15 protein-coding genes are annotated in these 22296 nt (G+C 68.1%); 10 read left to right on the plus strand and 5 right to left on the minus strand.

The features are described 5' to 3' along the window. Nucleotides 1-156: 156 nt before the first annotated feature. The 3 genes from ACQCSZ_RS20965 to ACQCSZ_RS20975 all read right to left on the minus strand — a co-directional run bounded on the left by ACQCSZ_RS20965 (nt 157) and on the right by ACQCSZ_RS20975 (nt 4655). The gene (locus tag ACQCSZ_RS20965; protein WP_427005558.1) at nt 157-1797 is read right to left on the minus strand and encodes an ABC transporter substrate-binding protein; all 1641 of its coding nucleotides are present in this window, start codon (nt 1795-1797) and stop codon (nt 157-159) included. Between the two features lie 172 nt (nt 1798-1969). Next, nucleotides 1970-4033, minus strand: a complete 2064-nt coding sequence (murJ, locus tag ACQCSZ_RS20970) for a murein biosynthesis integral membrane protein MurJ (protein ID WP_427005559.1) — start codon at nt 4031-4033, stop codon at nt 1970-1972. Nucleotides 4034-4106: 73 nt separating this feature from the next. Then, nucleotides 4107-4655 (minus strand): NUDIX hydrolase, encoded by a 549-nt coding sequence (locus ACQCSZ_RS20975; RefSeq protein ID WP_427005560.1) that lies wholly within the window; start codon nt 4653-4655, stop codon nt 4107-4109. A 180-nt stretch (nt 4656-4835) separates the two neighbouring features. Between ACQCSZ_RS20975 and ACQCSZ_RS20980 the strand changes: the two genes are divergently transcribed. The 5 genes from ACQCSZ_RS20980 to ACQCSZ_RS21000 all read left to right on the plus strand — a co-directional run bounded on the left by ACQCSZ_RS20980 (nt 4836) and on the right by ACQCSZ_RS21000 (nt 12051). After that, nucleotides 4836-6365 carry a CCA tRNA nucleotidyltransferase gene (locus tag ACQCSZ_RS20980; protein ID WP_427005561.1) on the plus strand — a complete coding sequence of 510 codons (1530 nt, stop codon included), beginning with the start codon at nt 4836-4838 and terminating at the stop codon, nt 6363-6365. After that, complete coding sequence (locus ACQCSZ_RS20985; RefSeq protein ID WP_211877247.1) at nt 6366-6950, plus strand: histidine phosphatase family protein; 585 nt, start codon at nt 6366-6368, stop codon at nt 6948-6950. 66 nt (nt 6951-7016) lie between these two features. Next, nucleotides 7017-8486 (plus strand): glycosyltransferase family 87 protein, encoded by a 1470-nt coding sequence (locus ACQCSZ_RS20990; protein WP_427005562.1) that lies wholly within the window; start codon nt 7017-7019, stop codon nt 8484-8486. Then, nucleotides 8479-9918 carry a phytoene desaturase family protein gene (locus ACQCSZ_RS20995; RefSeq protein WP_427005563.1) on the plus strand — a complete coding sequence of 480 codons (1440 nt, stop codon included), beginning with the start codon at nt 8479-8481 and terminating at the stop codon, nt 9916-9918. Before ACQCSZ_RS20990 ends, ACQCSZ_RS20995 begins: the two co-directional genes overlap by 8 nt. 132 nt (nt 9919-10050) lie before the next feature. Next, nucleotides 10051-12051 carry a penicillin-binding transpeptidase domain-containing protein gene (locus tag ACQCSZ_RS21000; protein WP_427005564.1) on the plus strand — a complete coding sequence of 667 codons (2001 nt, stop codon included), beginning with the start codon at nt 10051-10053 and terminating at the stop codon, nt 12049-12051. Nucleotides 12052-12148: 97 nt separating this feature from the next. Here ACQCSZ_RS21000 and ACQCSZ_RS21005 read toward each other — a convergent pair whose 3' ends face one another. Further along, complete coding sequence (locus ACQCSZ_RS21005) at nt 12149-13522, minus strand: aspartate aminotransferase family protein (RefSeq protein ID WP_427005565.1); 1374 nt, start codon at nt 13520-13522, stop codon at nt 12149-12151. A 28-nt stretch (nt 13523-13550) separates the two neighbouring features. Next, the gene (locus ACQCSZ_RS21010; RefSeq protein WP_427005566.1) at nt 13551-15038 is read right to left on the minus strand and encodes a CoA-acylating methylmalonate-semialdehyde dehydrogenase; all 1488 of its coding nucleotides are present in this window, start codon (nt 15036-15038) and stop codon (nt 13551-13553) included. 114 nt (nt 15039-15152) lie between these two features. Between ACQCSZ_RS21010 and ACQCSZ_RS21015 the strand changes: the two genes are divergently transcribed. The 5 genes from ACQCSZ_RS21015 to ACQCSZ_RS21035 all read left to right on the plus strand — a co-directional run bounded on the left by ACQCSZ_RS21015 (nt 15153) and on the right by ACQCSZ_RS21035 (nt 22260). Beyond that, the gene (locus ACQCSZ_RS21015; protein WP_427005567.1) at nt 15153-16832 is read left to right on the plus strand and encodes a PucR family transcriptional regulator; all 1680 of its coding nucleotides are present in this window, start codon (nt 15153-15155) and stop codon (nt 16830-16832) included. Between the two features lie 35 nt (nt 16833-16867). After that, nucleotides 16868-17785 carry a LysR substrate-binding domain-containing protein gene (locus ACQCSZ_RS21020; protein ID WP_427005568.1) on the plus strand — a complete coding sequence of 306 codons (918 nt, stop codon included), beginning with the start codon at nt 16868-16870 and terminating at the stop codon, nt 17783-17785. Nucleotides 17786-18139: 354 nt separating this feature from the next. Continuing rightward, nucleotides 18140-19507 carry an MFS transporter gene (locus ACQCSZ_RS21025; RefSeq protein WP_427005569.1) on the plus strand — a complete coding sequence of 456 codons (1368 nt, stop codon included), beginning with the start codon at nt 18140-18142 and terminating at the stop codon, nt 19505-19507. Nucleotides 19508-19552: 45 nt separating this feature from the next. Further along, nucleotides 19553-20818 carry a M20 family metallo-hydrolase gene (locus ACQCSZ_RS21030; protein WP_427005570.1) on the plus strand — a complete coding sequence of 422 codons (1266 nt, stop codon included), beginning with the start codon at nt 19553-19555 and terminating at the stop codon, nt 20816-20818. Next, complete coding sequence (locus tag ACQCSZ_RS21035; protein ID WP_427005571.1) at nt 20815-22260, plus strand: amidase; 1446 nt, start codon at nt 20815-20817, stop codon at nt 22258-22260. The genes ACQCSZ_RS21030 and ACQCSZ_RS21035 overlap by 4 nt, the downstream gene beginning before the upstream one ends. The last annotated feature ends 36 nt before the right edge of the window (nt 22261-22296 follow it).

Below are 22296 nucleotides of genomic sequence, written 5' to 3' on the forward strand. Positions count from 1 at the left end.
TGTTGATGCGCCCGCCTGCATGGGCCGGCCACATGGCACAACTAAATCCTCGTGCTGAATATTCCGGTGGGGCTTGGTGTCGCCGGAGGACACCATCATTCAGGGTACCGGGTTCCCGCCGAAGACCGGCGGGAACCCGGCCGGGTTACGGACGCGCTACTGCACCTTGACTTCTGCCAGGCGGAGCCCGTACCCGAAGCGGGTCTTGGGTGCTGCCAGCTTGGGGAGGGACTTGATGGAGACGATCACGTACTGGGCCGTAACAGGTTCCGGCAACGGCATGGTGAGATCCGGGGAGGTGAAGCTGTTGACGCCCACCTGCTTGGCCCCGTCCAGGGCGGGACGGTCGTTGGTGAACACGCTGATGCTTCCGCCCGAGCCGCCCAGCTGGCTCAGTGTCACGGAGGAAACCTGTGAAGGGCTCTTCAGCTTGATGACAAGGGGAACTTCGGTGGCGAAGCCGCCCCAGTTGTCCGAGGCGAACTCCATGTCCGACCAGTAGCTGGCACCATTTCCATCAAAAGTCTTCCCCAGATCGCCGTCATACGTGGCCGCGAAATCGAAGTTGCCCAGCCGGGTGACGCCTTCGATCGCCGGCGGTCCCGCCACGGGTGCAGGGCTTGCGGTGCCCGACGGCGGCGCCGAGGACTGGCTCGGGGCGCTGGAGGAGGAAGTTCCGCCCGCGGCGGGCGGCGGGCTGCTCTTGAAGAGGCTGCCCAGATTGGTGACGGCGAAGATCATGCCAACCACCAGTACCGCGGCCAGCAGGCCACCGACAAGCCAACGCGCGGACCGCGGCTCGCGGCGGGGCTCGTCGTCCTTCCCGTAGTACCCGTCGTCCTGCGCGGAGTCATGGTTCCGGGCGGAAGCGGGGAAGTTGCCCGGGGCGCGGTCCAGGGAGTTGCCCCCGGCACCGGCTGTCGCCGGCGGCCCGGCAACATGCGGCTCGGCAACATACGGCTCGGCACCATACGGCCCGGCAACATATTCCTCCTGGGCCGGGTGCGCCGGCTGACCGGCGGCGTCGTAGTCGTAGTCTTCGCCGGACCACAGGGAGACCTTGGGCTCCTCGGCCGGAGGGGACGGAACCGGAGCGGCTGCCGCCCCGGCGGGACGGTAGGCGGCGCCGTCCTGGAGCGGGTGCGGCGCCGTCGGCTGCGGTGCGGTCTCCTGGGGCGCGGTATCGGGGGAAGTCGAGGCGGCGGCACCCGCACCGAGACCTGCCGCGCCAGCGGCTGCAGCGCCGCCACCCGCAGCGGGCGCCGATGGCCCGGCCACGGCCGCCGGCGGAACGCGGGAGGGAGGGACCGGCGGGACGGCGGCCTGCTGCCCCGGCTGCTGCGGCCGGTTTTGTCCGTAATTGATGTACCCGGCGTCGACTTCCTCGTCATCGTAGAGGCCGTCGTAGGTTTCGGGCTCCTGCGACCGGGCCTGCCCGAAGATTTCACTGCCCAGGGTGTCCGTGAAAAACGGCTCCACGTAGGGCGGGTTGGAGGACACCACGAGGTCCAGCAGGTCAGCTGCCGAAGCGTGGTTGGTGATCAGGTAGGTGGTGGATTCGCTGACGCCAAGGTCCAGGATCTGCATCTGGCCGGGCCGCTCGCCGGTGGCCACCTCGCGCGCGCTCTGGGCCACCTGGTCGGCGTTTTCCGGGCCGGCGACGAGGATGCTCACGTCACGGTTCAGTACCTGGTCCACACCGTCCAGCACCAGATCCTGGTCATGCGAGGTCAGTACGGTGGCAGTGACCTTGTAGCGGCCGCCAAGTACTGATCCGACATCGATCGGATGGGACACGGGCTCCTCCTAGACTGTCCGGGAGTTTTCGACCGCGACCACCTCAACAGTGTCCGCAGGTCCCCCGGTAAGCCGGTTGACCCTTGGTCTGCAACTCCCCTTGTTAGTCTTCGATCCTAGCCGATGCAGGGTCCGGGCCACGTGAGCACGGCGGGGGGACGCCGGCAGGACACTATTTTTTCTTTTTCCGCTCAGACGGGAAATGCGGATTGTGCCCGGCCGGGCCCTGGTAGGTCCTGCGTCCCGGCAGCGGGATGTCTGCGCGCCCCAGGCCGCCCTGCGCGGTGGCCGGCAGGTCCTCCTCCGGCAGATAGCCGCCTTCACGCCCGTCAGCACGCCCGCCAGGGAAATCGTCCCGGCCTCGAAGATCCGGACCGGCGCGGAAGGACGCGGCGTCGAACTCACCGGAGATCCTCGGGATCAGGCCGGTATCAACCGACACGGTGGCACGGCCCGGCGTTGGGCGTTCCGCAGCGGCCCCTTCCGCGGGGGTGCCGGGACCCGGCCCAGCGGCCGGCCCGCGGCGGAGCCTGCCCAGGAGCGGCTGGAGCAGGTCCCGCAGTTCGGTCACGTGGAAGATCTTGAGCAGGAACAGGTAGACGGCGAGCATGACGGGTCCGACGACGACGATCGTCACCAGGGCGGCCGGCCGGCTGCTCCAGGCGAACCCGTCCGGGTTGTAGCTGCCCATCAGCCACAGGGCGACGGCAGCGACGATGGCGGATCCGAGCGCCGCATAGCCCATCCGGATATACGAGTTGGCGATCCGCGGCCCGTCCAGGTGCCCCAGCAGCCTGCGGAGGAAGAACGCGCTGACGATGACCGAGAGGATGTTCCCGCCGGTGTACAGGATCGCGATCGCGAAGATGATCTGGTCGAAGGGCAGGAACTGGATCAGGAACGCGGCCACCACGTTAACCAAAGCCAGCACCAGCTGGATGAAGAAGGGGGTCCGGGCGTCCTCGTTGGCGTAGAACACCCGGGACATCATGAAGTTGGCGCTCATGAACGGCGTGCTCAGAGCCAGGATCGTCAGAGTCTGGGCCAGCATGACGCCGTCCTGGCGCTCCCCGCCGGAGAAGAACATGCCCAGCGGCCCGGCGAGGGCGAACAGCGCCAGCGCGCCGAAGACCGTGGCCACCGCCATGGTCCTCAGCCCGTGGGAGAGCGCGTTGCGCAGTTCGTTCCGGTTTCCGTCCTGGGAGGCCCGGGTCATCCGGTTGAACAGCACGGCGGCCAGGGAGAGCGCGATGATGGAGTGCGGCAGCAGGTACAGCTGGCTGGCCACTTCCAGCACGGCGTTGCCGGGAAGCGTGTCCGCGGCCGGGTCCCCCGAGTGTTCGAGCCGCAGGCGTTCGGCGCCCGGGATGGTGGCGATGCGCATGACATACAGGAACGCCAGCTGCCCGACGGCGGCGGTGGCCAGGGTCCACACGCTCAGCCTCGCCGCCTGGCCCAGTCCCACCCCGCGCCAGCCGAACCGCGGACGCAGGCCCAGCTTCAGCCTGAACACGGGGATCAGCAGGATGGCGGTCTGGGCGATGACGCCGATCGTGGAGAAACCGGCCACGAGGAAAGTCTGGAAGGGCCCCCAGTTGTCCAGCGTGTGGGGGTTGGAAACGTTGGCGCCCAGGATCCCGATGAACATGCCGAGCCCGGCGATCGCCACGATGTTGTTCATGATCGGCGCCCACATGGCCGGCCCGAACGCCCCGTTGGCGTTGAGCACCTGCGTCAGCAGGGCGTACAGGCCGTAGAAGAAGATCTGCGGAAGGCACCAGAAGGCGAAGGACACGGCCAGGGACTTCTGCTGGGGCGAATAGCCCTGGGTGGTCAGTTCAATCACCGACGGTGCCAGCAGGGTCACCAGCAGGGTCAGCGTCAGCAGGACCAGGACGGCCAGGGTCAGCAGCCTGCTGATGTAGTCCGCCCCCCGGTCCGGCGCCGTGCTGGCCTTGATGATCTGCGGGACCAGTACGGCGTTGAAGACGCCGCCGGCCACCAGCAGGAAGATCAGGTTCGGCAGGTTGTTGGCGTTGATGAACGTGTCATTGACGGTGGAGCCCAGGCCAAGCGCGGCGCCCAGCATCCAGGTCTTGCCGAACCCCAGGAAACGCGAAACCAGGGTCCCTGCTGCCATGATGGCGCTGGAACGGGTTTCTCCGGGGTGGGCCGCGGGGGAACTGGCGGCGCCGGAGGATGAGGGGGTGGATTTGGCTGGTGACATCGTCTTCATCGTCTCACCCGGGCACCGTTTTGTGCGCTACCGCGTTTGTGTCCTACCGCGGGCGGTAGCGGCTTCGGTGCGCTCAGCGGCGTCCCGGAAGCACTTCTTTGGCGAGATCCGCGATGCGGCGCTCGTTCGGGAAGGAGAGCTTGCGTGCCAGTTCGTGGATGGGGACCCAGGCGACATCCACGGCTTCCTTGTCCGGATCGTTCTCAATCGTGAGTTCCCCGCCCGTGGCCTGCAGCAGGTAATGGTGGACAGTTTTGTGGACCCGGTGCCCGCTGACGGTGAACCAGTAGTCGATGCTCCCCAGCGGTGCGAGGATTTTGCCCTCGATGCCGGTTTCCTCCGCGATTTCCCGCACGGCCGCTTCCTCGTTGCTTTCCTTGCCCTCCGGATGGCCCTTCGGCAGGCACCATTCCAGGCGCCCCCCGCGGTTGAGGCGGGCGATGATCGCAACCCGGAGTTCGGCGTCGGACGTGTCCACGACGACGCCGCCGGCGGAGATTTCCTCCACGGTGGGCAGCGGGGCCTGTCCCAGGTGCTGGACAGGCGCGATGTTGGCACCGATTGCCGACGGCAACGGTGGGTTCGTCCTCCTGCCGGGAGCGCTCGGTACGGGATGGGCCATGAAGTCCACTCTAACTACTCTTGCCCGCAGTTGATGACCTAAACATGGCCGGAACATGGACTGCCGGGAAAGTGGATTGCCGCCGCCGGCGGGCTTTCCGGGCCAACAGGCGGCCGGCACCCGGATTCCCCAAGGTTCCGGTGTGGTGCTGGCGCGGTTTTCTGACAAGCTTAAGAGACTATGGCGCACGCACATCACAAGATTGACTCCCACACCGTTGACTTCCAGGTGGACCCGGTGGTTCTGGAGCTTGGGCAGCGGTTCGTCGACGCCGGCCATGAACTGTCCCTCGTGGGCGGGCCCGTCCGCGACCTCTTCCTGGGCCGCGCGGCCCTCGACCTGGACTTCACCACCGATGCCACTCCGGACCAGACGGTCGCGCTGATCAAGAAGTGGGCGGACAACTACTGGGAGATCGGCCGCGCCTTCGGCACCATCGGGATGCGCAAGGCCGGATTCCAGATCGAGATCACCACCTACCGGGCCGACGCCTACGATCCGGAGTCCCGCAAACCCGTGGTGGCGTTCGGACATTCACTGACGGATGACCTGCTGCGGCGGGATTTCACGATCAACGCCATGGCCCTGCGCCTGCCGACGCTGGAACTCGTGGATCCGTTCGGCGGCGTCCGCGATCTGCATGCCGCCGTCCTCGCCACGCCGGGAGCACCGGAAATTTCCTTCTCCGATGACCCGCTGCGCATGATGCGCGCCGCCCGCTTCGCGGCCCAGCTGGGCGTGAGCGTCCGCGCGGACGTCCGCGAGGCCATGATCCGGATGGCCGAGCGGATCACCATTATTTCCGCGGAACGCGTGCGCGATGAACTCGTCAAGCTCATCTGCTCGGCCCGTCCCCGGCCGGGCGTGGACCTGCTGGTGGATACCGGGCTCGCCGAGTTTGTGCTGCCCGAAGTGTCCGCCCTGCGCCTCGAGTCCGACGAGCACCACCGCCACAAGGATGTCTACCAGCACTCGCTCCAGGTCCTGGAGCAGGCGGCCGCCCTGGAAACGGGGGCGGACGGGCCGGTTCCCGGCCCCGACTTTGTGCTGCGGTTCGCCGCCCTGATGCACGACGTCGGCAAGCCGGCCACGCGCCGCTTCGAACCGGGCGGCGCGGTGAGCTTCCGGCACCACGACATGGTGGGCTCCAAGCTGAGCGCGAAGCGGATGAAGGCCCTCCGCTTCGACAACGACACCATTAAGGCCGTGGCCCGGCTCGTGGAGCTGCACATGCGGTTCTACGGCTACGGCGAGGCAGGCTGGAGTGATTCCGCCGTCCGCCGCTACGTCACCGACGCCGGGCCCCTCCTGGAACGGCTGCACCGGCTCACCCGCTCCGACGTGACCACGCGCAACCAGCGCAAGGCCGAGCGGCTCTCCTTCGCCTATGACGATCTTGAGTCACGGATCGCTGCACTGAGGGAACAGGAATCCCTCGAGGCCGTCCGTCCCGATCTGGACGGCGGGCAGATCATGGCACTGCTCGGGCTCAGGCCGAGCCCCGTCGTGGGCCGCGCCTACAAGTTCCTGCTCGAGGAACGGATGGAGCACGGCCCGCTCGATCCCGCCGTGGCCGAGGCCAGGCTGCGCGAGTGGTGGGCGGCGCAGCCCGAGGCCGCGTCGCCGGCGGACTCTCCGGCCGCCGGCACGCCAGAGGGGCCCGCCGCCGTGGCCGCCGCCGTCGAACCTTCCACCATCGAGGAGCCCTAAGTGATCACACCGTCCAACAGCCCCCGTCCACAACTGTGGATCCTGCGGCATGGCGAAACCGAATGGTCCAAGAGCGGGCAGTACACCGGGCTGACCGATCTTCCCCTCACCGTGGAGGGCGAGCAGCAGGCCGTGGAGGCGCGCAAGGTACTGGAAACCGTCGACTTTGACCTCGTGCTGACCTCTCCCCTGCGCCGGGCGCGGCGGACGGCGGAGCTGGCCGGCTATCCCGACGCGCAGCTGGAACCGCTCGCGGTGGAATGGGACTACGGCGACTACGAGGGCATCAGCTCGGACCTCATCCGCAAGGACAATCCCGACTACCTGATCTGGACGTACGGTGTACCGAACGGCGAGTCCCTCGATGACGTGGCCGCGCGGGCGGACAAGATTGTGGCCCGGGTGCTCGAATCCGGCCTGGACAACATCCTCATTGTGGCGCACGGCCATTTCTCCCGGATCCTGACCGCCAGGTGGCTGGGACTGGATCCCCGCGAGGGCCGCCATTTCGTCCTGGGCACCGCGAAAGTCTGCACCCTGGGCTGGGACAAGAAAACGCCGGCCGTGGTCCGCTGGGGGCTGTGAATCCGGTTTAGTCCGGACGCGGTGTCCACCGCGGGCAGCCCCGGTCTCACCGGTAAGCTCGAGGTCATGCAGGAGACAACGCCGGCGGAGCAGCGCAAACGGGCCCGACTGGTCATCCCGAGCCGCAGCGATCTGCTGCTGGGGAATTTCACCGAACTCATCGGCGGTCCGATGGGCAGCCGTTCGGCACCCGGCATCGTCTCGCCCGGCTTCTTCACCGTGGAACGGGTCCTCATCCTGCTCACCGTCCTGGCGGCACTGGCGGGAATCCTTATCAAGAACTACTGCCGCAGCAACGGCTGGGAAACCCCCGGCCAGTTCTACGCCACGTGCTACTCGGACTTCCCGGAGCTCTTCCGGAACCGGGGGCTTGGCGGCGGCGCCTTCCCCTTCATCACGGAGGGAAGCTCCTTCGAATACCCCGTGCTGATGGGTTTCATCGCCGGCGCCACCGCACTGCTGGTGCCCGGCGGCGGCGCCGGCGCCCCCCGCGTCCTGGCCTACTTTGACGTCAACGCCACCCTGATCGCTGCCGTCTGGATCGTCACCGTGCTGGCCACGGCCCGGATGACCCGCCGCCAGCCCTGGGACGCCGCCATGGTGGCCCTCGCCCCCGGCATTGTCCTGGCCGGAACCATCAACTGGGACATGTGGGCCGTCGGGCTCCTGGCGGTCGGCATGTACTTCTTCGCCAGGAACAAACTGGTCCTGGCAGGCATCTGCATCGGCCTGGGAACGGCGACCAAGCTGTACCCGCTGCTGATCCTGGGCGCCATCCTGTTGCTGGCGCTGCGCACCGGCCGGCTCCGGGCCATCCTGGTGACCGCCGGCGCCGCCGTCGCGGCCTGGCTCGCCGTCAACCTCCCGGTCGCCGCGCTCAACCCGGACGGCTGGAAATACTTCTACCAGTTCACGGAGGAACGGCCGGCCGGCTACAGCTCACCCTGGTTCGCGTACAACCTGGTGGCCGGGCGCACCGGCTGGACACCGCTGCCGGCCGACACCATCAACGCCCTGGCCCTGAATCTGTTCCTCCTGGCCTGCGTCCTGATCGCGGTGCTGGCCCTCACGGCTCCGCGGCGGCCCCGGCTCGCGCAGCTGGCCTTCCTGATCGTCGCCGCGTTCATCCTCACCAACAAGGTGTATTCGCCCCAGTTCGTCCTGTGGCTGATCCCGCTGCTTGCCCTCGCGCGGCCCAAATGGCGGGACTTCCTCATCTGGCAGGCCATTGAGGGCCTGCACTGGGCCGCCGTCTGGATGTACCTCGGACAGGTGACCAGCGGCGGCTCCTCCCAGCACAATATAGACATGCCCTATTACGTCCTGGCCGTGGTCTTCCACATGCTCGCCATCGCCTACCTGATGGTGCGGGTGGCGTGGGACGCCTGGGAGCCGGGGTACGACGTCATCCGCCGCCACGGCATGGATGATCCCCACGGCGGTCCGTTCGACCGCGCTGCGGACCGGCTGCGGCTGGATCCGGTCCGGCCCTCCGCCTCGCTGCTGCCCTGGCGGAAGGCCCCGGCCGATGCCTGACGTCGCCGTCGTCGGCTCCGGACCCAACGGACTGGCCGCGGCCGTGACGATGGCCCGGGCCGGGCTTAAGGTGCACGTCTACGAGGCGGCCCCGACGCCCGGCGGCGGCCTGCGGACCACCGAGCTGATGGAGCCCGGGCACCTCCACGACGTCTGCTCCGCGGTGCATCCGATGGCCATCGCCTCGCCCTTCTTCCGGGAGTTCGAACTGTCCCGGCGGATCCGCCTGACGGTCCCCGACGTCTCCTACGGCTCCCCCCTGGACGGCGGCCGGGCGGCCCTCGCCCACCGCTCGCTCGATCGGACGGCCGCAGGGTTGGGGCGCGACGGCGGCGCGTACCGCCGGCTGATGGCCCCGCTGGTGCGGCACGTGGAAGGCATCACCGGGCTGACCCTGAACCAGCTGCTGCGGGTGCCCCGGGACCCCGCAGCGGCCGCGGTGTTCGGCCTCAGGACGCTCGAACAAGGCACGAGGCTGTGGAACGCGAGGTTCCGGGAGGACCTGGCACCGGCCCTGCTGACCGGGGCAGCGGCGCATGCCACCGCGGCGCTGCCGGGGCTCGCGGCCGCCGGAGCGGGCCTCATGCTGGGCACGCTCGCGCACGCAGGCGGCTGGCCGATCCCGCAGGGCGGATCCGCGGCGATCTCCCGTGCCCTGGTCGCGGACCTTGAAGCACACGGCGGCGTCGTCGAAACGGGTGTGCGGATCGGCTCGCTGGCGGAATTGCCCCCCGTCCGGGCCACCCTGCTGGATGTGGCCCCGCCCGCGCTGCTGCGGCTGGCGCACGGCAGGTTCCCGGCGCGCTACCGGCGGGCACTTGAAGCGTTCCGGTTCGGCAATGCCGCCTGCAAGGTCGATTTCATTCTCTCCGGGCCGGTGCCGTGGGCCGCGCCCGGACTGGCCGACGCCGGAACCGTCCACGTGGGCGGCACCCGGGACGAGATGGCCGAGGCGGAAAACCTCGTGGCCGCGGGGCGGCATCCGGAGCGGCCGTACGTCCTGCTCTCCCAGCCCTCACGGTTCGACGCCGGACGCGCCCCGGACGGCCGGCACATCCTCTGGAGCTACTGCCATGTTCCGGCCGGCTCCGGCGTGGATATGGCGGAAGCCGTCATGGCGCAACTGGAGCGGTTCGCCCCGGGATTCCGGGATCTCGTGGTCCGGTACCAGGTGACGACGGCGGCCGGGCTCGCGGACTACAACGAAAACTACGTGGGCGGCGACTACGGCGCCGGCCTGATGGACCTCCGGGGCCTGCTGCGCCGGCCCGTCCTGAGCCCTGTGCCGTGGCGGACCCCGCTGCCGGGCGTGTACCTGTGCTCGTCCTCGACGCCCCCCGGCCCGGGGGTGACCGGCATGCCCGGCTTCCACGCCGCAACATATGCCCTCAAGGACATATTCAAACTTCCGGTTCCGGACCTCGGGATTTAGGTCTTCGGGCCGCCGGTTGCCGGCCTGTTACTGCCCGGCAACCCGCGCCGAACCCTGGCGCGCGGTCGCCCTAAGTGCTGGCATGCACCATGTGACACGTAAATTGTCCGCGACTCGGGGCATAATGGCGCGGTGGGGAACTCATCGAAACTTTCACTTGTCCTGATCGGTCTCATTCTTGGCGCCTCCCTGGTGGCGTGCGACGACGGCCGGGCCGGCGCCCAGGATGCCGTCAAGCAGCTCGCCTCCGCGGTTTCGGCGCTCGACGTCGGCGCCGTCGCCTTCGAGGGCAAGGACTCCGGCGCAGCCAACGACCAGCTCAAAGAGGTGTTCAAGGCCCTGGCGCCGGCGAAGCCGTCGGTGCAGGCAGGGGAGCTGAAGCTGGACTCCGGAACGGCCACCGTCCCGCTGGACTACAGCTGGAACATCGGCACGGAACAGTGGAAATACACGGTTTCGGCCCAGCTGAAGAAGTCCGGCGACAAATGGCTGACCGTGTGGAACCCCGCCATCCTGGTGCCCGGGCTGGCGGACGGCGAAGTGCTCAGCAGCTCTAACGAGACTCCACAACGGGCAGCCATCCTGGGCGCCGGCGACGTCCCGCTGGTCACATACCGCCCGGTGGTCAACGTCGGGATCGACAAACCCCAGCTCGGCGGGGCCGACGCCGCGGACTCCGCCACGAAGCTCGCCCAGTTGGTGGGGGTGGACCCCGCCGCGTACGCCACACAGGTCACAGCGGCCGGCCCCGAGGCGTTCGTTGCGGCCATCACCCTGCGCGACGACGGCACCCGGACCATCACGGACGGACAGATTTCGGCGATTCCGGGCGGCCGGGCCATCAAGGACATGCTGCCGCTCGCTCCCACCCGCACGTTCGCGCGGGCGCTGCTGGGCACAGCCGCCGAGGCCAGTGCGGAACAGATCGAAAAGTCCGGCGGGGTCCTCAAAGCCGGCGACACCACGGGCACCGGCGGCCTCCAGCAGCAATACGACGCCCAGCTGCGCGGCACCGACGGCATCGTGGTCCGGGCGCAGAAGGCCGGCCTCACGGCCGAGGAAATCAAGGCTGCCTCCCCCGACCCCCGCCGGGTCTTGTTCCGGGTTGAGATCAAGGCCGGGACCCCGCTGAAAACCACCCTCGATCCGAAACTCCAGCAGCTGGCCGAGGATGTGCTGGCCAAGGTCGGCCCGGCGTCGGCCATCGTGGCACTGCGCCCCTCAAGCGGTGCCGTCCTCGCGGCTGCCTCAGGGCCCGGCAGCAACGGCTACGACACCGCCATGCTGGGCCAGTACGCCCCCGGCTCCATCTTCAAGATGGTCGATTCGCTGGCCATGTTCCGCAACGGGATGACGCCGGACTCGAAGGTCGATTGCCCGGCCACCCTGACGGTGGACGGCCGGACCTTCAAGAACGCCGAAGGCTACCCCGCCTCCTCGCTGGGCTCCGTGACCCTGCGCGACGCCTTCGCCCATTCCTGCAACACGGCCTTCATCAACGCCCGGGACAAGGTCAGCCAGGCCCAGCTGGAGAGCGCCGCCACCTCGCTGGGCGTCGCTGTCGAAGCGCCGGCACTGGGGGCCGCGGCGTTCCTGGGCTCCGTCCCCGGCGCGGCCGAGGGCACCGAGCACGCCGCCTCCATGATCGGCCAGGGCAAGGTGCTGTTGTCACCGCTGTCGGCCGCCGTCATGGCCGGTTCGGTCGCGAAGGGAGCCCCCGTCTCGGCCCAGCTCGTGCTGAACCCGAGCGCCGGCCCCACGCCCGGCACCCCTTCAGCAGCTCCGACGACGGCAGCCTCCGCGCCGCAGGGCGACGCGACGGCGTCGTCCGCCCCCGCCCCGGCGAAGACCGCCGGCACGCCGGTGACCGCGGCGGAAGCCGCCGCGTTGGCCGACATGATGCGCGCCGTGGTGACCTCCGGGCACGCCGGCTTCCTCGCCTCCGTCCCGGGGGCGCCCGTGGGTGCCAAAACCGGCACGGCGGAATTCGGCAAGGACAACCCGCCCAAAACCCACGCCTGGATCGTGGCCGTCCACGGCGACCTCGCCGTCGCGGTGTTCGTCGAGGAGGGCGGGCTCGGCGCCACCGTGTCCGGGCCGCTGCTCAAGGAGTTCCTCACCGCCGCCGGCTGAGGCGCTGAAGGCGCGGATGCCTACGAGAATGACGGACGCTCCTTCCCCCGATGTGAGGGAGCGTCCGTCATTGTCACGCGAAGGGCGGCGGGGCGTCTCAGGCCGTGTAGCCGTCCCCGATGTCCAGGACGCTGTCGAGAATGGCAAGGCCGGCCTTTGTGTCTTCCACGCTCGTGTTGCAGGGCGGCACCACATGGATGCGGTTGAAGTTCGCGAACGGCAGCAGACCGCGGGACTTGCAGGCCGCCACGAGTTCGTTCATTTCCGGGCTCGAGCCTCCGTACGCGGCAAGGGGCTCGCGGGTCCCACGGTTTTTGACCAGTTCGATCGCCCAGAAAACTCCCGCTCCACGGACTTCGCCGACGGAGCGGTGCCGTTCCGCGAATCCGCGGAGCGCCGGGCCGATCACCGTCTCTCCAAGGGATGCTGCGTGATGGACCATCTGCTCATCCTCCATGGCGTTAATGGTGGCCACAGCGGCAGCTGTCGCGAGGGGATGGCCGGAGTACGTCAGGCCGCCGGGGTAGGCGTGCCGGCCGAATGTGGCCGCGATCTCCGGGCTGATGGCCACCCCGCCGAGCGGGACGTAGCCGGAATTCACGCCTTTGGCGAAGGTCAGCAGGTCCGGGACGACGTCAAAGTGCTCGACGGCGAACCACTTGCCGGTGCGGCCGAAGCCGGCCATGACCTCGTCGGCGATAAAAACAATGCCGTGCCGGGTGCACAGTTCCCGGACGCCCTGGAGGTAGCCGGGCGGAGGCATGTAGATGCCGGCGGTGCCCGGAATTGATTCGAGGATCAGCGCGGCGATGGTGGACGGGCCCTCGAAGGCGATCAATTGTTCCAGATGTTCCAGGGCCCGCTGGCTTTCCTCCTCCTCGGTGCTGGAGTGGAACGCGGTGCGGTACAGATAAGGCGGGAAGAAATGCACGGTTCCGGTGCTGGCCGTGTCGCTGGCCCAGCGGCGCGGATCTCCGGTGAGGTTGATGGCCAACTGGGTGCCGCCGTGGTAGGAGCGGTAGGCGGAGAGGACCTTGTGGCGGCCCGTATGCAGCCGGGCCATGCGGACCGCGTGCTCGTTGGCGTCGGCGCCGCCGTTGGTGAAGAAGATCCGGTCCAGTTCCCCGGGGGTGCGTTCGGCGATCAGCCGGGCGGCTTCGGAGCGGGCGTCATTGACGTAGCTCGGGGCGATGGTGCACAGCTTCGCGGCCTGGGCCGCGATGGCGGCGACGACGGCGGGGTGCTGGTGGCCGATGTTGGTGTTGACCAGCTGGGAGGAGAAGTCCAGGTACTTCTTGCCCTCTCCGTCCCAGACGTGGGAGCCTGCGGCGGCGGTGATGACCATCGGGTCAATAAGGTCCTGGGCTGACCAGGAATGGAAGACGTGCTTGCGGTCCAGTTCGTAGGCGCGCTTGGCGGCGTCCAGGCCGAGGTCCTGCTGAACGGTGCCGCTGTCAATCGTGGAAGTCATGTCAATGGCCTTTCGGTTGCCGGATCGGTCAGGCGTTCTGCGGGAAGCCGAGGTTTATGCCGCCGTGGCTGGGGTCCAGCCAGCGCGAGGTGACCGCCTTGCCGCGGGTGAAGAAACCGACGCCTTCGGTGCCGTGGGCGTGGGTGTCGCCGAACAGCGAGTTCTTCCAGCCGCCGAAGGAGTAGTAGGCCATCGGGACCGGGACCGGAACATTGATGCCCACCATGCCGACTTCCACCTCGTTCTCGAAGCGGCGGGCCGCTCCGCCGTCGTTCGTGAAGATCGCGGTGCCGTTGCCGTAGGGGTTCGTGTTGATCAGCTCGAGGGCCTGCTCGTAGCTGTCCACGCGGAGCACGGACAGGACCGGTCCGAAGATCTCGTCGGTGTAGATGGACATGTCCGGGGTGACGTTGTCGAAGAGTGTGGGGCCGACGAAGAAGCCGTCGCCTTCTGCGTCGGGGGCGATGCTCCGCCCGTCGACCACCAGTGTGGCACCGGATGCTTCTCCGGCATCAACGTACCCTGCCACCTTGTCGCGGTGGACCGCCGTGACCAGCGGTCCCATGTCGCAGCCGCGCAGGCCGTCGCCGGTGCGCAGCGAACGTGCACGCTGGGCGATCTTGGCCACCAGTTCATCGGCGATCCCGCCCACCGCGAGCAGCGCCGAGATGGCCATGCAGCGTTCACCGGCGGAGCCGAAGCCGGCGTTGATGGCGGCGTCGGCCGCGAGGTCGAGGTCGGCGTCGGGCAGGACGATCATGTGGTTCTTGGCGCCGCCCAGGGCCTGGACACGCTTCCCGTTGGCAGTGGCCGTCTGGTACACGTACTTGGCGATCGGGGTGGAGCCGACGAAGGAGACGGCCTTGATGTCCGGGTGGGTGAGGAGCGTGTCAACAGCCACCTTGTCGCCGTGCAGGACGTTGAAGACGCCGTCCGGCAGCCCGGCTTCCTTCCACAGTTCGGCCATCCAGTTGGCGGCCGTGGGGACCTTTTCGCTCGGCTTGATGATCACGGTGTTGCCGGCGGCGATGGCGAGCGGGAAGAACCACATCGGGACCATGGCGGGAAAGTTGAACGGACTGATGACGGCTACCGGGCCGAGGGCCTGGCGGATCGAGTGGACGTCCACATTGGTGGACGCATTCTCCGTGTAGCTGCCCTTGATCAGGTGCGGGATGCCGCAGGCGAATTCCACGACTTCCTGGCCGCGGGTCACTTCACCGAGCGCATCGTCAAGGACCTTGCCGTGTTCGGCGGTGATGATGGCGGCGAGTTCGCCCTTGCGCGAGTTAAGCAGCTCCCGGAAGGCGAAGAGGATCTGTGTGCGGCGGGCGAGGGAGGTGTCCCGCCAGGCAGGGAACGCGGCCTTGGCCGCTGCAACGGCGGCATGACCTTCTTCCCCGGTCGCCAGGGAAACCTGGCCCGTGACCTTGCCCGTGGCCGGGTTCGTCACGGGGGCGGTGCGCACTCCGGAGGGGACGTAGCTGCCGTTGATCCAGTGCTCGATGGTGTTCATAAGGGTTCTCCTAAATGCGGACGAGGTGTGCGTTGCGTCCAGTGTGTCTGCCGCGGCGGCCCGCCGTAAGCTGCGGTGTGTAAAGGAAATGGCATCATGCTTTACACTTTGTAAATGTTGCCAACCCTCCGCTCCATCCTTGAGCTCCCCGTGCTGCAGGACGCCAGTCCGCGGCTTCTGGGTGCCTCCGGCTGCCTTGATACCCCCGTACGCTGGGTCCACGTGAGCGAAGTGCTCGACATTTCCGGGCTGCTGTCCGGCGGAGAGCTTGTGCTCACGACGGGCCTGGAACTGGAAAAGGAACCCGGCCTCACGGCGTCGTTCATCCGGTCCTTGGAGGACGCGGCAGCCGCGGGCCTGATCGTGGAAGTCATCGGAAACCGGAAGCGCAGTTTGGACGCCCTGCGCACGGCTGCGTTGGGCACTGACCTGCCCGTGATTGTGGTGGAACGGCGGGTGCGCTTCGTGGAGATCACGGAAATCGTGCACCGGATGATCGTGGCCGAGCAGTTGCAACGGGTGGAACGAGCCCGCGACGTCCACGAAGCCTTCACGGTGCTGAGCCTGGAAAGCGCCGGGACCCAGGAAGTCGTGGAGCGGGCCGCCGCCATGATCGGCGCTCCGGTGGTCCTGGAGGACCTTTCGCATCTTGTCCTCGCCTACTCGGCCCGGCAACTCACCACTACCGAGTTGCTGGACGACTGGGAGCGGCGGTCGCGGACCACGCCGTCCCCGGCGGCGACGTCCCGGACCGGTCCCGAGGCCTGGCTGCAGACGCCGGTCGGAGTGCGCCGGCAACTGTGGGGGCGGCTGGTGGTTCCGATGCCGCTGGAGGACGACGCCGCGGCGGCCATGGTGCTGGAACGCGCTGCCCAGACGCTGGCCATCAACCGGCTGGCTGAACGGGACCGGCGCGAGCTGGGCCACCAGGCGCAGGCCGGGCTCCTCAATGCCCTGCGCCAGCCCCGCGGGCTGAGCGAGGGAGAAGCGCAGGCCCGGGCCGCCGCGCTGGGCCTGCGACGCTCCCCCTACTATGTGCCGATAGTGTTCCGGAGCTGCAGGGCGTCGTCCGGTGCCTCGCCGGAGGCCGCGGACCCGGCCAGTGACCCGCTGGCAGGGCAGCAGGAGGAGCGTGCGCTGCTCGAGCAGCTCGCCCGGGCCCTCAAATCCCTTTCGGGCACCGCCCTGACGGCGAGCATCCGGTCCGGCTCGGTCGGGATGGTCCTGGCCATCCCGGCAAAGCAACTCGAAGATCCGACCCTGCAGCGCCTGGCCGATGCCCTCGCGGCGGACACCCGACAATCCGGTCAGTCCGTGGATGGAAGCCGGGCCCGCGGGCAGGCGGACGTGGCCTGGAGCATCGGCGTCGGCCGCCTGCGGGGCACCCTGCTCGAGGCAGCGGCGGGCATCGACGAGGCCTCCCACGTCGCCGAAACGGCTGCCACGTTGCCGGGTGATCGCAAGCCGTTCTACCGGGCAACGGACGTCCGCCTGCGGGGGCTGCTGGCCCTGCTGCGCAAGGACCCACGGGTCCAACAGTTCGTCGAGTCCGAACTGGCGGGCGTGCTGCAAGCCGAAGCCCGAGGCGCAGGAGGGCACCTGGAGCTGCTTGGACAGTTTCTTGAATCCGGCGGCAACAAAGCAGCCCTGGCCCGCAACAGCTACCTCAGCCGGCCGACGCTCTACGCGCGGCTCGACCGTCTCGAGGACCTCCTTGCCGTGGACCTCGACGATGCGGAATCACGCACCTCGTTGCACGTCGCCCTCCTTCTATATCGGCTCCGAGCCCTGTGACAGCGTGGAACCGCGCAGAATGCGAGCGTTGACGAATGACGAAGCCCTTCACCCTGACCCAGCTGCGGTACTTCGCGGTGGTGGCAGAGCTCGAGAATATGACGGCGGCGGCCGAAAGGCTGCTGGTGACGCAGTCCACGTTGTCCACCGCCATGGCCCAGCTTGAGGCCAGCCTGTCCACGCAGTTGTTCGTGCGGCTCAGGACGCGCGGCCTGCGGCTGACGCCGTCGGGCCGGCAGCTGGCCCAGGACATCAAAGTCTTGCTGGAGCACGCCGACTCCCTGTACGAGTCGGCCCGGGGGCTTGCGACGAGCCTGGTGGGCGAACTCAAGGTGGGGGTATTTTCCCCGCTGGCGCCTTTCAGGCTTCCCGCGATCCTTCAGACCTTCGAAGCCCAGCATCCCGGTGTTGAGGTCTCCATCCTCGAAGCCGATCTGGCGAGCCTGCAGACAGCCCTGCTGGAGGGCCATTGCGACGTGGCGCTGACGTACGGTCTTGGCCTGGGCCGGGGGTTCACCCACAAGGTGCTGGAGCGGGTGCCGCCGCATGTCCTGGTCCATGCCGGACATCCTGCGGCGTCCCGCCCGGAGCGGAGCATCGCGCTGAAGGATCTCGACGGCGAACCCTCGGTTGTGCTGGATCTCCCGCACAGCCGGGAATACTACGAGCAGCTATATGCCATCGCGGGGGTGGTGCCCAAGGTCCGGCACCGCTTCGCTGGCTATGAAACGGTCCGCTCCTTTGTGGCGAAGGGCCATGGCTACGCAATGCTCAACCAGAGAATCCACAGTGACCTGACCTATTCCGGGGGCAGGGTGGTGGCTTTAAGCCTGACGGACGACTTTCCGCCGATCGAGGTGATGCTGGTCCGGCCCGAGGGTGTGCAGCCTACCCGCAGGGCCCTTGCCTTTGAGGAGACCTGCATGCGTCTCTACGGAGCCGCAGGACGCTAGCCGCGCGCGGCTGGCGGGAACCCCGGAGATTTGGCATTGATAAAATCCATCGGCTCGTCCAAAACAATCAATTAGACAGATGTGAAGCCGATCACAGACAGTTAGTGCAGTGCGGTAATGCCGGGGAGCCTCCAGCGGCAAATCCCCCGCAAGGACGGCCCTGACCGATTCCCGACGCGCGACAACCATGTTGATCAAAGGAGATTCAATGGTTCCGATTGACGCCCAACGTGTCCACAGCATGTCCGGAAAGGGGGATGCCGGCAACACGGCGGCAACATCAGCAGATTTCATTTCCCACGGCCGTAACCAGCCAGAGGAAATCGGAAACACGGCGGCTCTAGCGTGGCTGGCATGACGATCAACGACACCAAGGACCAGCCACCTGTCCCCGAGTCTTCCCTGACAACTACCTCCTTGGACCGCGACTCTTCCCGGTCCGGAACCCCCCGCATCACCAAGATGCAGAAGCGGGTCCTGGCCGGCGGCAGCATCGGCCAGTTCATCGAGTTCTACGACTTCACCCTTTACGGACTCACCGCCGTCATCTTCTCGCAGCTGTTCTTCCCGGGCAGCAATCCTGTCACCGCCATGCTCGCCACCTTCGCCACCTTCGGCGTCGCCTTCGTGGTCCGCCCCATCGGAGGCCTGTTCTTCGGAGCTCTCGGTGACCGCATTGGCCGCCGCCGCGTCCTGACGATCACCCTCATCGCCATCGGCGGGGCCACAGCTCTGATGGGGCTGCTGCCGACGTACGGTCAGATCGGCGCCTGGGCGCCTATGCTGCTGGTCCTTTGCCGCCTCATCCAGGGGTTCTCCGCGGGGGGCGAGTCCGTGGGCGCCCCCTCGTTCGTGTTCGAGCATGCCCCGGTCAACAGTCGCGGATTCTGGCTCAACATCACCATCGCTGCCACAGCCCTGCCTTCGGTTGTTGCCGGGACGATGATCCTGATCCTGAGCCAGTCGATGCCCAATGAGGCGTTCATGGCGTGGGGCTGGCGCCTGCCGTTCCTGCTGGCACTCCCGCTGGCACTCTTCGGCGCATGGATCCGCAGCCGCACGGTTGAAAGCGAGGCGTTCAACGAGGCCAAGGCAGCCCAGACAAAGGAATTCAGCCCGGTGCGCGAGGCCTTCCGAGAGAACAAGCTCCGGATGCTCCAGGTCATCTTCGTCATGGGACTTACGGCGATGGGCTTCTACTTCCTTTCCGCCTATTTCGTCTCCTACGTGCAGACCACCGGCCACCTGAGCCGCGAGCAGTCGCTCATGGCCAATGCCGCGGCACTCGCCCTCTACGCCATCCTGCTTCCCATCGGCGGGCGGCTCGGAGACCGCTTCGGCCGCAAGCCGATGCTCATTGCCGGCTCCGCCGCCTTGGCGTTGCTTTCGGTGCCGAGCTTCATGCTTGTGACAAGCGGCAGCCTTCCCCTCGCTCTCCTGGGACAGGCAGTCTTCGTGGTGGCACTGTGCATCTACGGCGGCGGCTGCTACACATTCTTCGTCGAAATCTTCACGACGCGGACGCGCTTCACCTCGGCCGCGATCAGCTACAACGGCGCCTATGCGCTCTTCGGCGGCACAGCACCGTTCATCGGCACCGCCCTCGTCGGGGGCACCGGGGTGCCCCACGCACCCGGCTTCTACATGGCCGCCGCTGCCGCCGTCGTGCTCCTCCTGGTTCTCTTCACCAAGGTGCCCGAGACCCGCGGTCGCATGGGCTAAGCCCGCTGCCTCATCCTCGTCACCGCAACGTACAAAGGACTTCCCATGAACTCAGCAGCTTTCCTTCAAGACTTCCACCAGGTGGCCACCATCGGGGCCACCCCCAACCAGGGCGTGGACCGCCAGGCGGCCACGGCGGAGGATGCGCGGACACGCGACTGGTTCGCCGCCTGGGTGCGCGACGCCGGGTGGGAACTCCGGGTGGACGGAATCGGCAACATGTTCGGGCTGCTGGAGTGGACGCCCGGGGCACCGTATGTGCTGATCGGTTCGCATCTGGACAGCCAGCCACTCGGCGGCCGGTTCGACGGAGCGTACGGCGTCGTCGCCGCGCTGCACGCGGCCCGGCGGGTAGGCGCCGACGTCGAGGAGGGCGGCGCCGCACCACGGTTCAATCTGGCGGTGGTGAACTGGTTCAACGAGGAGGGCGGCCGCTTCGCCCCGAGCATCATGGGAAGTTCGGTCTTCGCGGGGCTGCTGCCGCGGGAACAGATGCTGGATGTCGCTGACCTGCAGGGGGTCACCGTCCGCGAGGCCCTGGAGGGCATCGGGTACCTCGGCACGTCCGAGGGGCCCGAGGTTGCCGGCTACGCGGAGATCCACATCGAGCAGGGCCGGATCCTGGAGCGCGAAGGGATCTCGATCGGCCTGGTGGACAGCAGCTGGTACACCCAGAAGCTGGACATCGAGGTGCTGGGCGAACAGTCGCATACCGGGGCGACGGCCATGGCCGACCGGCACGATGCCCTGGTGGCAGCGTCCAAAATCATCCTCATGGTGCACGATGTCACGAAGGACTTCGCCGAGGAGGCCCTCGTCTCCTCGGTGGGGCAGCTGACCCTGGAGCCGAACTCGCCCATCGTGGTGGCGCGCAGGGTCCGCCTCGTGGCTGACCTCCGCTCGGGCGACCCGGACATCGTCAAGGCCGCACGCGCCAAGCTCATCGAGGACATCGATGTACTGGCGCGCGAGCATAACATCAAGGTCAACGTGAAGGACTTCGATGTCCGCCCCATACGCCGCTTCCCTGAGGCCGGCCTGGAACTCGCGGACAAGGTGGCGGCCGACTTGGGGCTCTCCTCGCGGCGGATCCGGACCATGGCCGGACACGATTCGGTCGCCATCAACACGGTGGCACCGTCCGTGATGCTGTTCATCCCCAGCGTGGACGGCGTCTCGCACTGCGAACGGGAATTCACCACCGACGCCGACATGGTTGCCGGGGTGGACATGCTCACCGGCGTGGCCCGTGAGCTCACCGCCGGCGCCCTCGCCGGGTCCTCGGCGCTGGCGGCGGTAGCCCTGGCATGACCGAACTGCATTACCTGGACGCCGCCACGGCATTGCAGCTCTTCCGTACCAGGGAGCTCTCCCCCGTGGAGCACCTGGAAGCTGTGATTACGAGGGCGGAAGCCGTCAATGGCCAGATCAACGCCCTGACCGAAACCCTCTTCGAGGAAGCGCTGCCCGCCGCACGGCAGGCAACCGCCCAATACGCGCGCGGCCGGGACCTGACGCCGCTGCTGGGGCTGCCGGTCGCCGCCAAGGAAAAGCACGGACTCAAGGGACGCACCCTCTCGCAGGGACTGGTGGCCCGCAAGGGCGAGCTGGCGCAGGCGGACCATCCCGTCATCGACCGGATCCGGCGTGCGGGCGGAATCATCCACACGCGCACCACCACGCCGGAATACAGCTGTGCCACGGTCACCCACAGCCCGCTGTGGGGTGTCACCCGCAACCCCTGGAACCCGGAGTATTCGCCCGGTGGTTCCTCGGGCGGCTCGGCGGCTGCGCTGGCCGCCGGGTTCGCGCCGCTCGCCACCGCCTCCGACATCGCCGGCTCAACCCGGCTGCCGGCGTCGTTCACGGGGACGGTCGGCTACAAGGCACCCTACGGGCGGATTCCGGGCCTGGCTCCGCTCTCCGCGGACCACTACCGCGGCGACGGCCCGATGGCGCGGACCGTCGCCGACACGGCGCTGCTGGCCAACGTCATGGCCGGGCGGCATCCCGGGGACCACACTTCCCTCGCCGGCAGCCCGGCGCTGTCCTGTCCTCCGGCCGCCGATGCCGCCGCTGCCGTGGCCGGCATGCGGATGGCGCTGTGCATCCGGCTGGGGAACTACCCCGTGGCCCCGGACGTGGAGGCCAACACCCGCGCCGTGGCCTCCGCCCTGCGCGCCGCCGGAGCTGTGGTGGAGGAAATCGAACTGCCATGGACCACCGAGGACATCAGCCGGACGATGTTCACGCACTTCGGTTACCTTCTGGGCCCGGCCATGGAGGAAGACACTGCCAACTCAACGGGGCTCCTCGCCGCCTACACCCGACGCTTCATGGCGGACGCACGCAAGGCCGCAGAGGAAAACCGCTTCGTCGACGGCATCAGGGCGGAGACGCGCCTCCAGGCGGAGCTGGCCGCTGCGATGGCCGGCTTCGATGCCTTGATCTGCCCGGCCTCCGCCGTTGCCGCGCTCGACGCTGACGGCATGTATCTTGACGGCATCGAAGCCGGTGACGTGCATTTGGAACATTACTGGCAGGGCCACATGACGGCGCCGTTCAATATCGCCAACCGCTGCCCGGTGCTGGCCGTGCCGAGCGGGATGGCCGACTGCGGCATCCCCACCGGGGTCCAGATTGTGGGCCACCCCTTCGACGACGCCACGGTCTTCACCGTTGGCGCCGCCGTGGAAGCTGTGCGGCCCTGGGCCGCCCGCCGTCCGGAGCTCCTGCTGAGGAGCCAGTCCTGAGCCCGGCACCAGCGGCCCTCCCACGGCCGGGGTGGC

The sequence above is a fragment of the Pseudarthrobacter sp. H2 genome, assembly GCF_050157045.1.
Taxonomy (GTDB): Bacteria; Actinomycetota; Actinomycetes; order Actinomycetales; family Micrococcaceae; genus Arthrobacter.

Bases quoted from the DNA above. Each gene is read 5' to 3' on its own strand.
- ACQCSZ_RS21010 (WP_427005566.1), bottom strand. From the start codon at position 15,038: ATGAACACCATCGAGCACTGGATCAACGGCAGCTACGTCCCCTCCGGA.
- ACQCSZ_RS20980 (WP_427005561.1), top strand. From the start codon at position 4,836: ATGGCGCACGCACATCACAAGATTGACTCCCACACCGTTGACTTCCAG.
- ACQCSZ_RS21005 (WP_427005565.1), bottom strand. From the start codon at position 13,522: ATGACTTCCACGATTGACAGCGGCACCGTTCAGCAGGACCTCGGCCTG.
- ACQCSZ_RS20975 (WP_427005560.1), bottom strand. From the start codon at position 4,655: ATGGCCCATCCCGTACCGAGCGCTCCCGGCAGGAGGACGAACCCACCG.
- ACQCSZ_RS20990 (WP_427005562.1), top strand. From the start codon at position 7,017: ATGCAGGAGACAACGCCGGCGGAGCAGCGCAAACGGGCCCGACTGGTC.
- murJ (WP_427005559.1), bottom strand. From the start codon at position 4,033: ATGAAGACGATGTCACCAGCCAAATCCACCCCCTCATCCTCCGGCGCC.
- ACQCSZ_RS21025 (WP_427005569.1), top strand. From the start codon at position 18,140: ATGACGATCAACGACACCAAGGACCAGCCACCTGTCCCCGAGTCTTCC.
- ACQCSZ_RS21035 (WP_427005571.1), top strand. From the start codon at position 20,815: ATGACCGAACTGCATTACCTGGACGCCGCCACGGCATTGCAGCTCTTC.
- ACQCSZ_RS21015 (WP_427005567.1), top strand. From the start codon at position 15,153: ATGTTGCCAACCCTCCGCTCCATCCTTGAGCTCCCCGTGCTGCAGGAC.
- ACQCSZ_RS21030 (WP_427005570.1), top strand. From the start codon at position 19,553: ATGAACTCAGCAGCTTTCCTTCAAGACTTCCACCAGGTGGCCACCATC.
- ACQCSZ_RS20995 (WP_427005563.1), top strand. From the start codon at position 8,479: ATGCCTGACGTCGCCGTCGTCGGCTCCGGACCCAACGGACTGGCCGCG.
- ACQCSZ_RS21020 (WP_427005568.1), top strand. From the start codon at position 16,868: ATGACGAAGCCCTTCACCCTGACCCAGCTGCGGTACTTCGCGGTGGTG.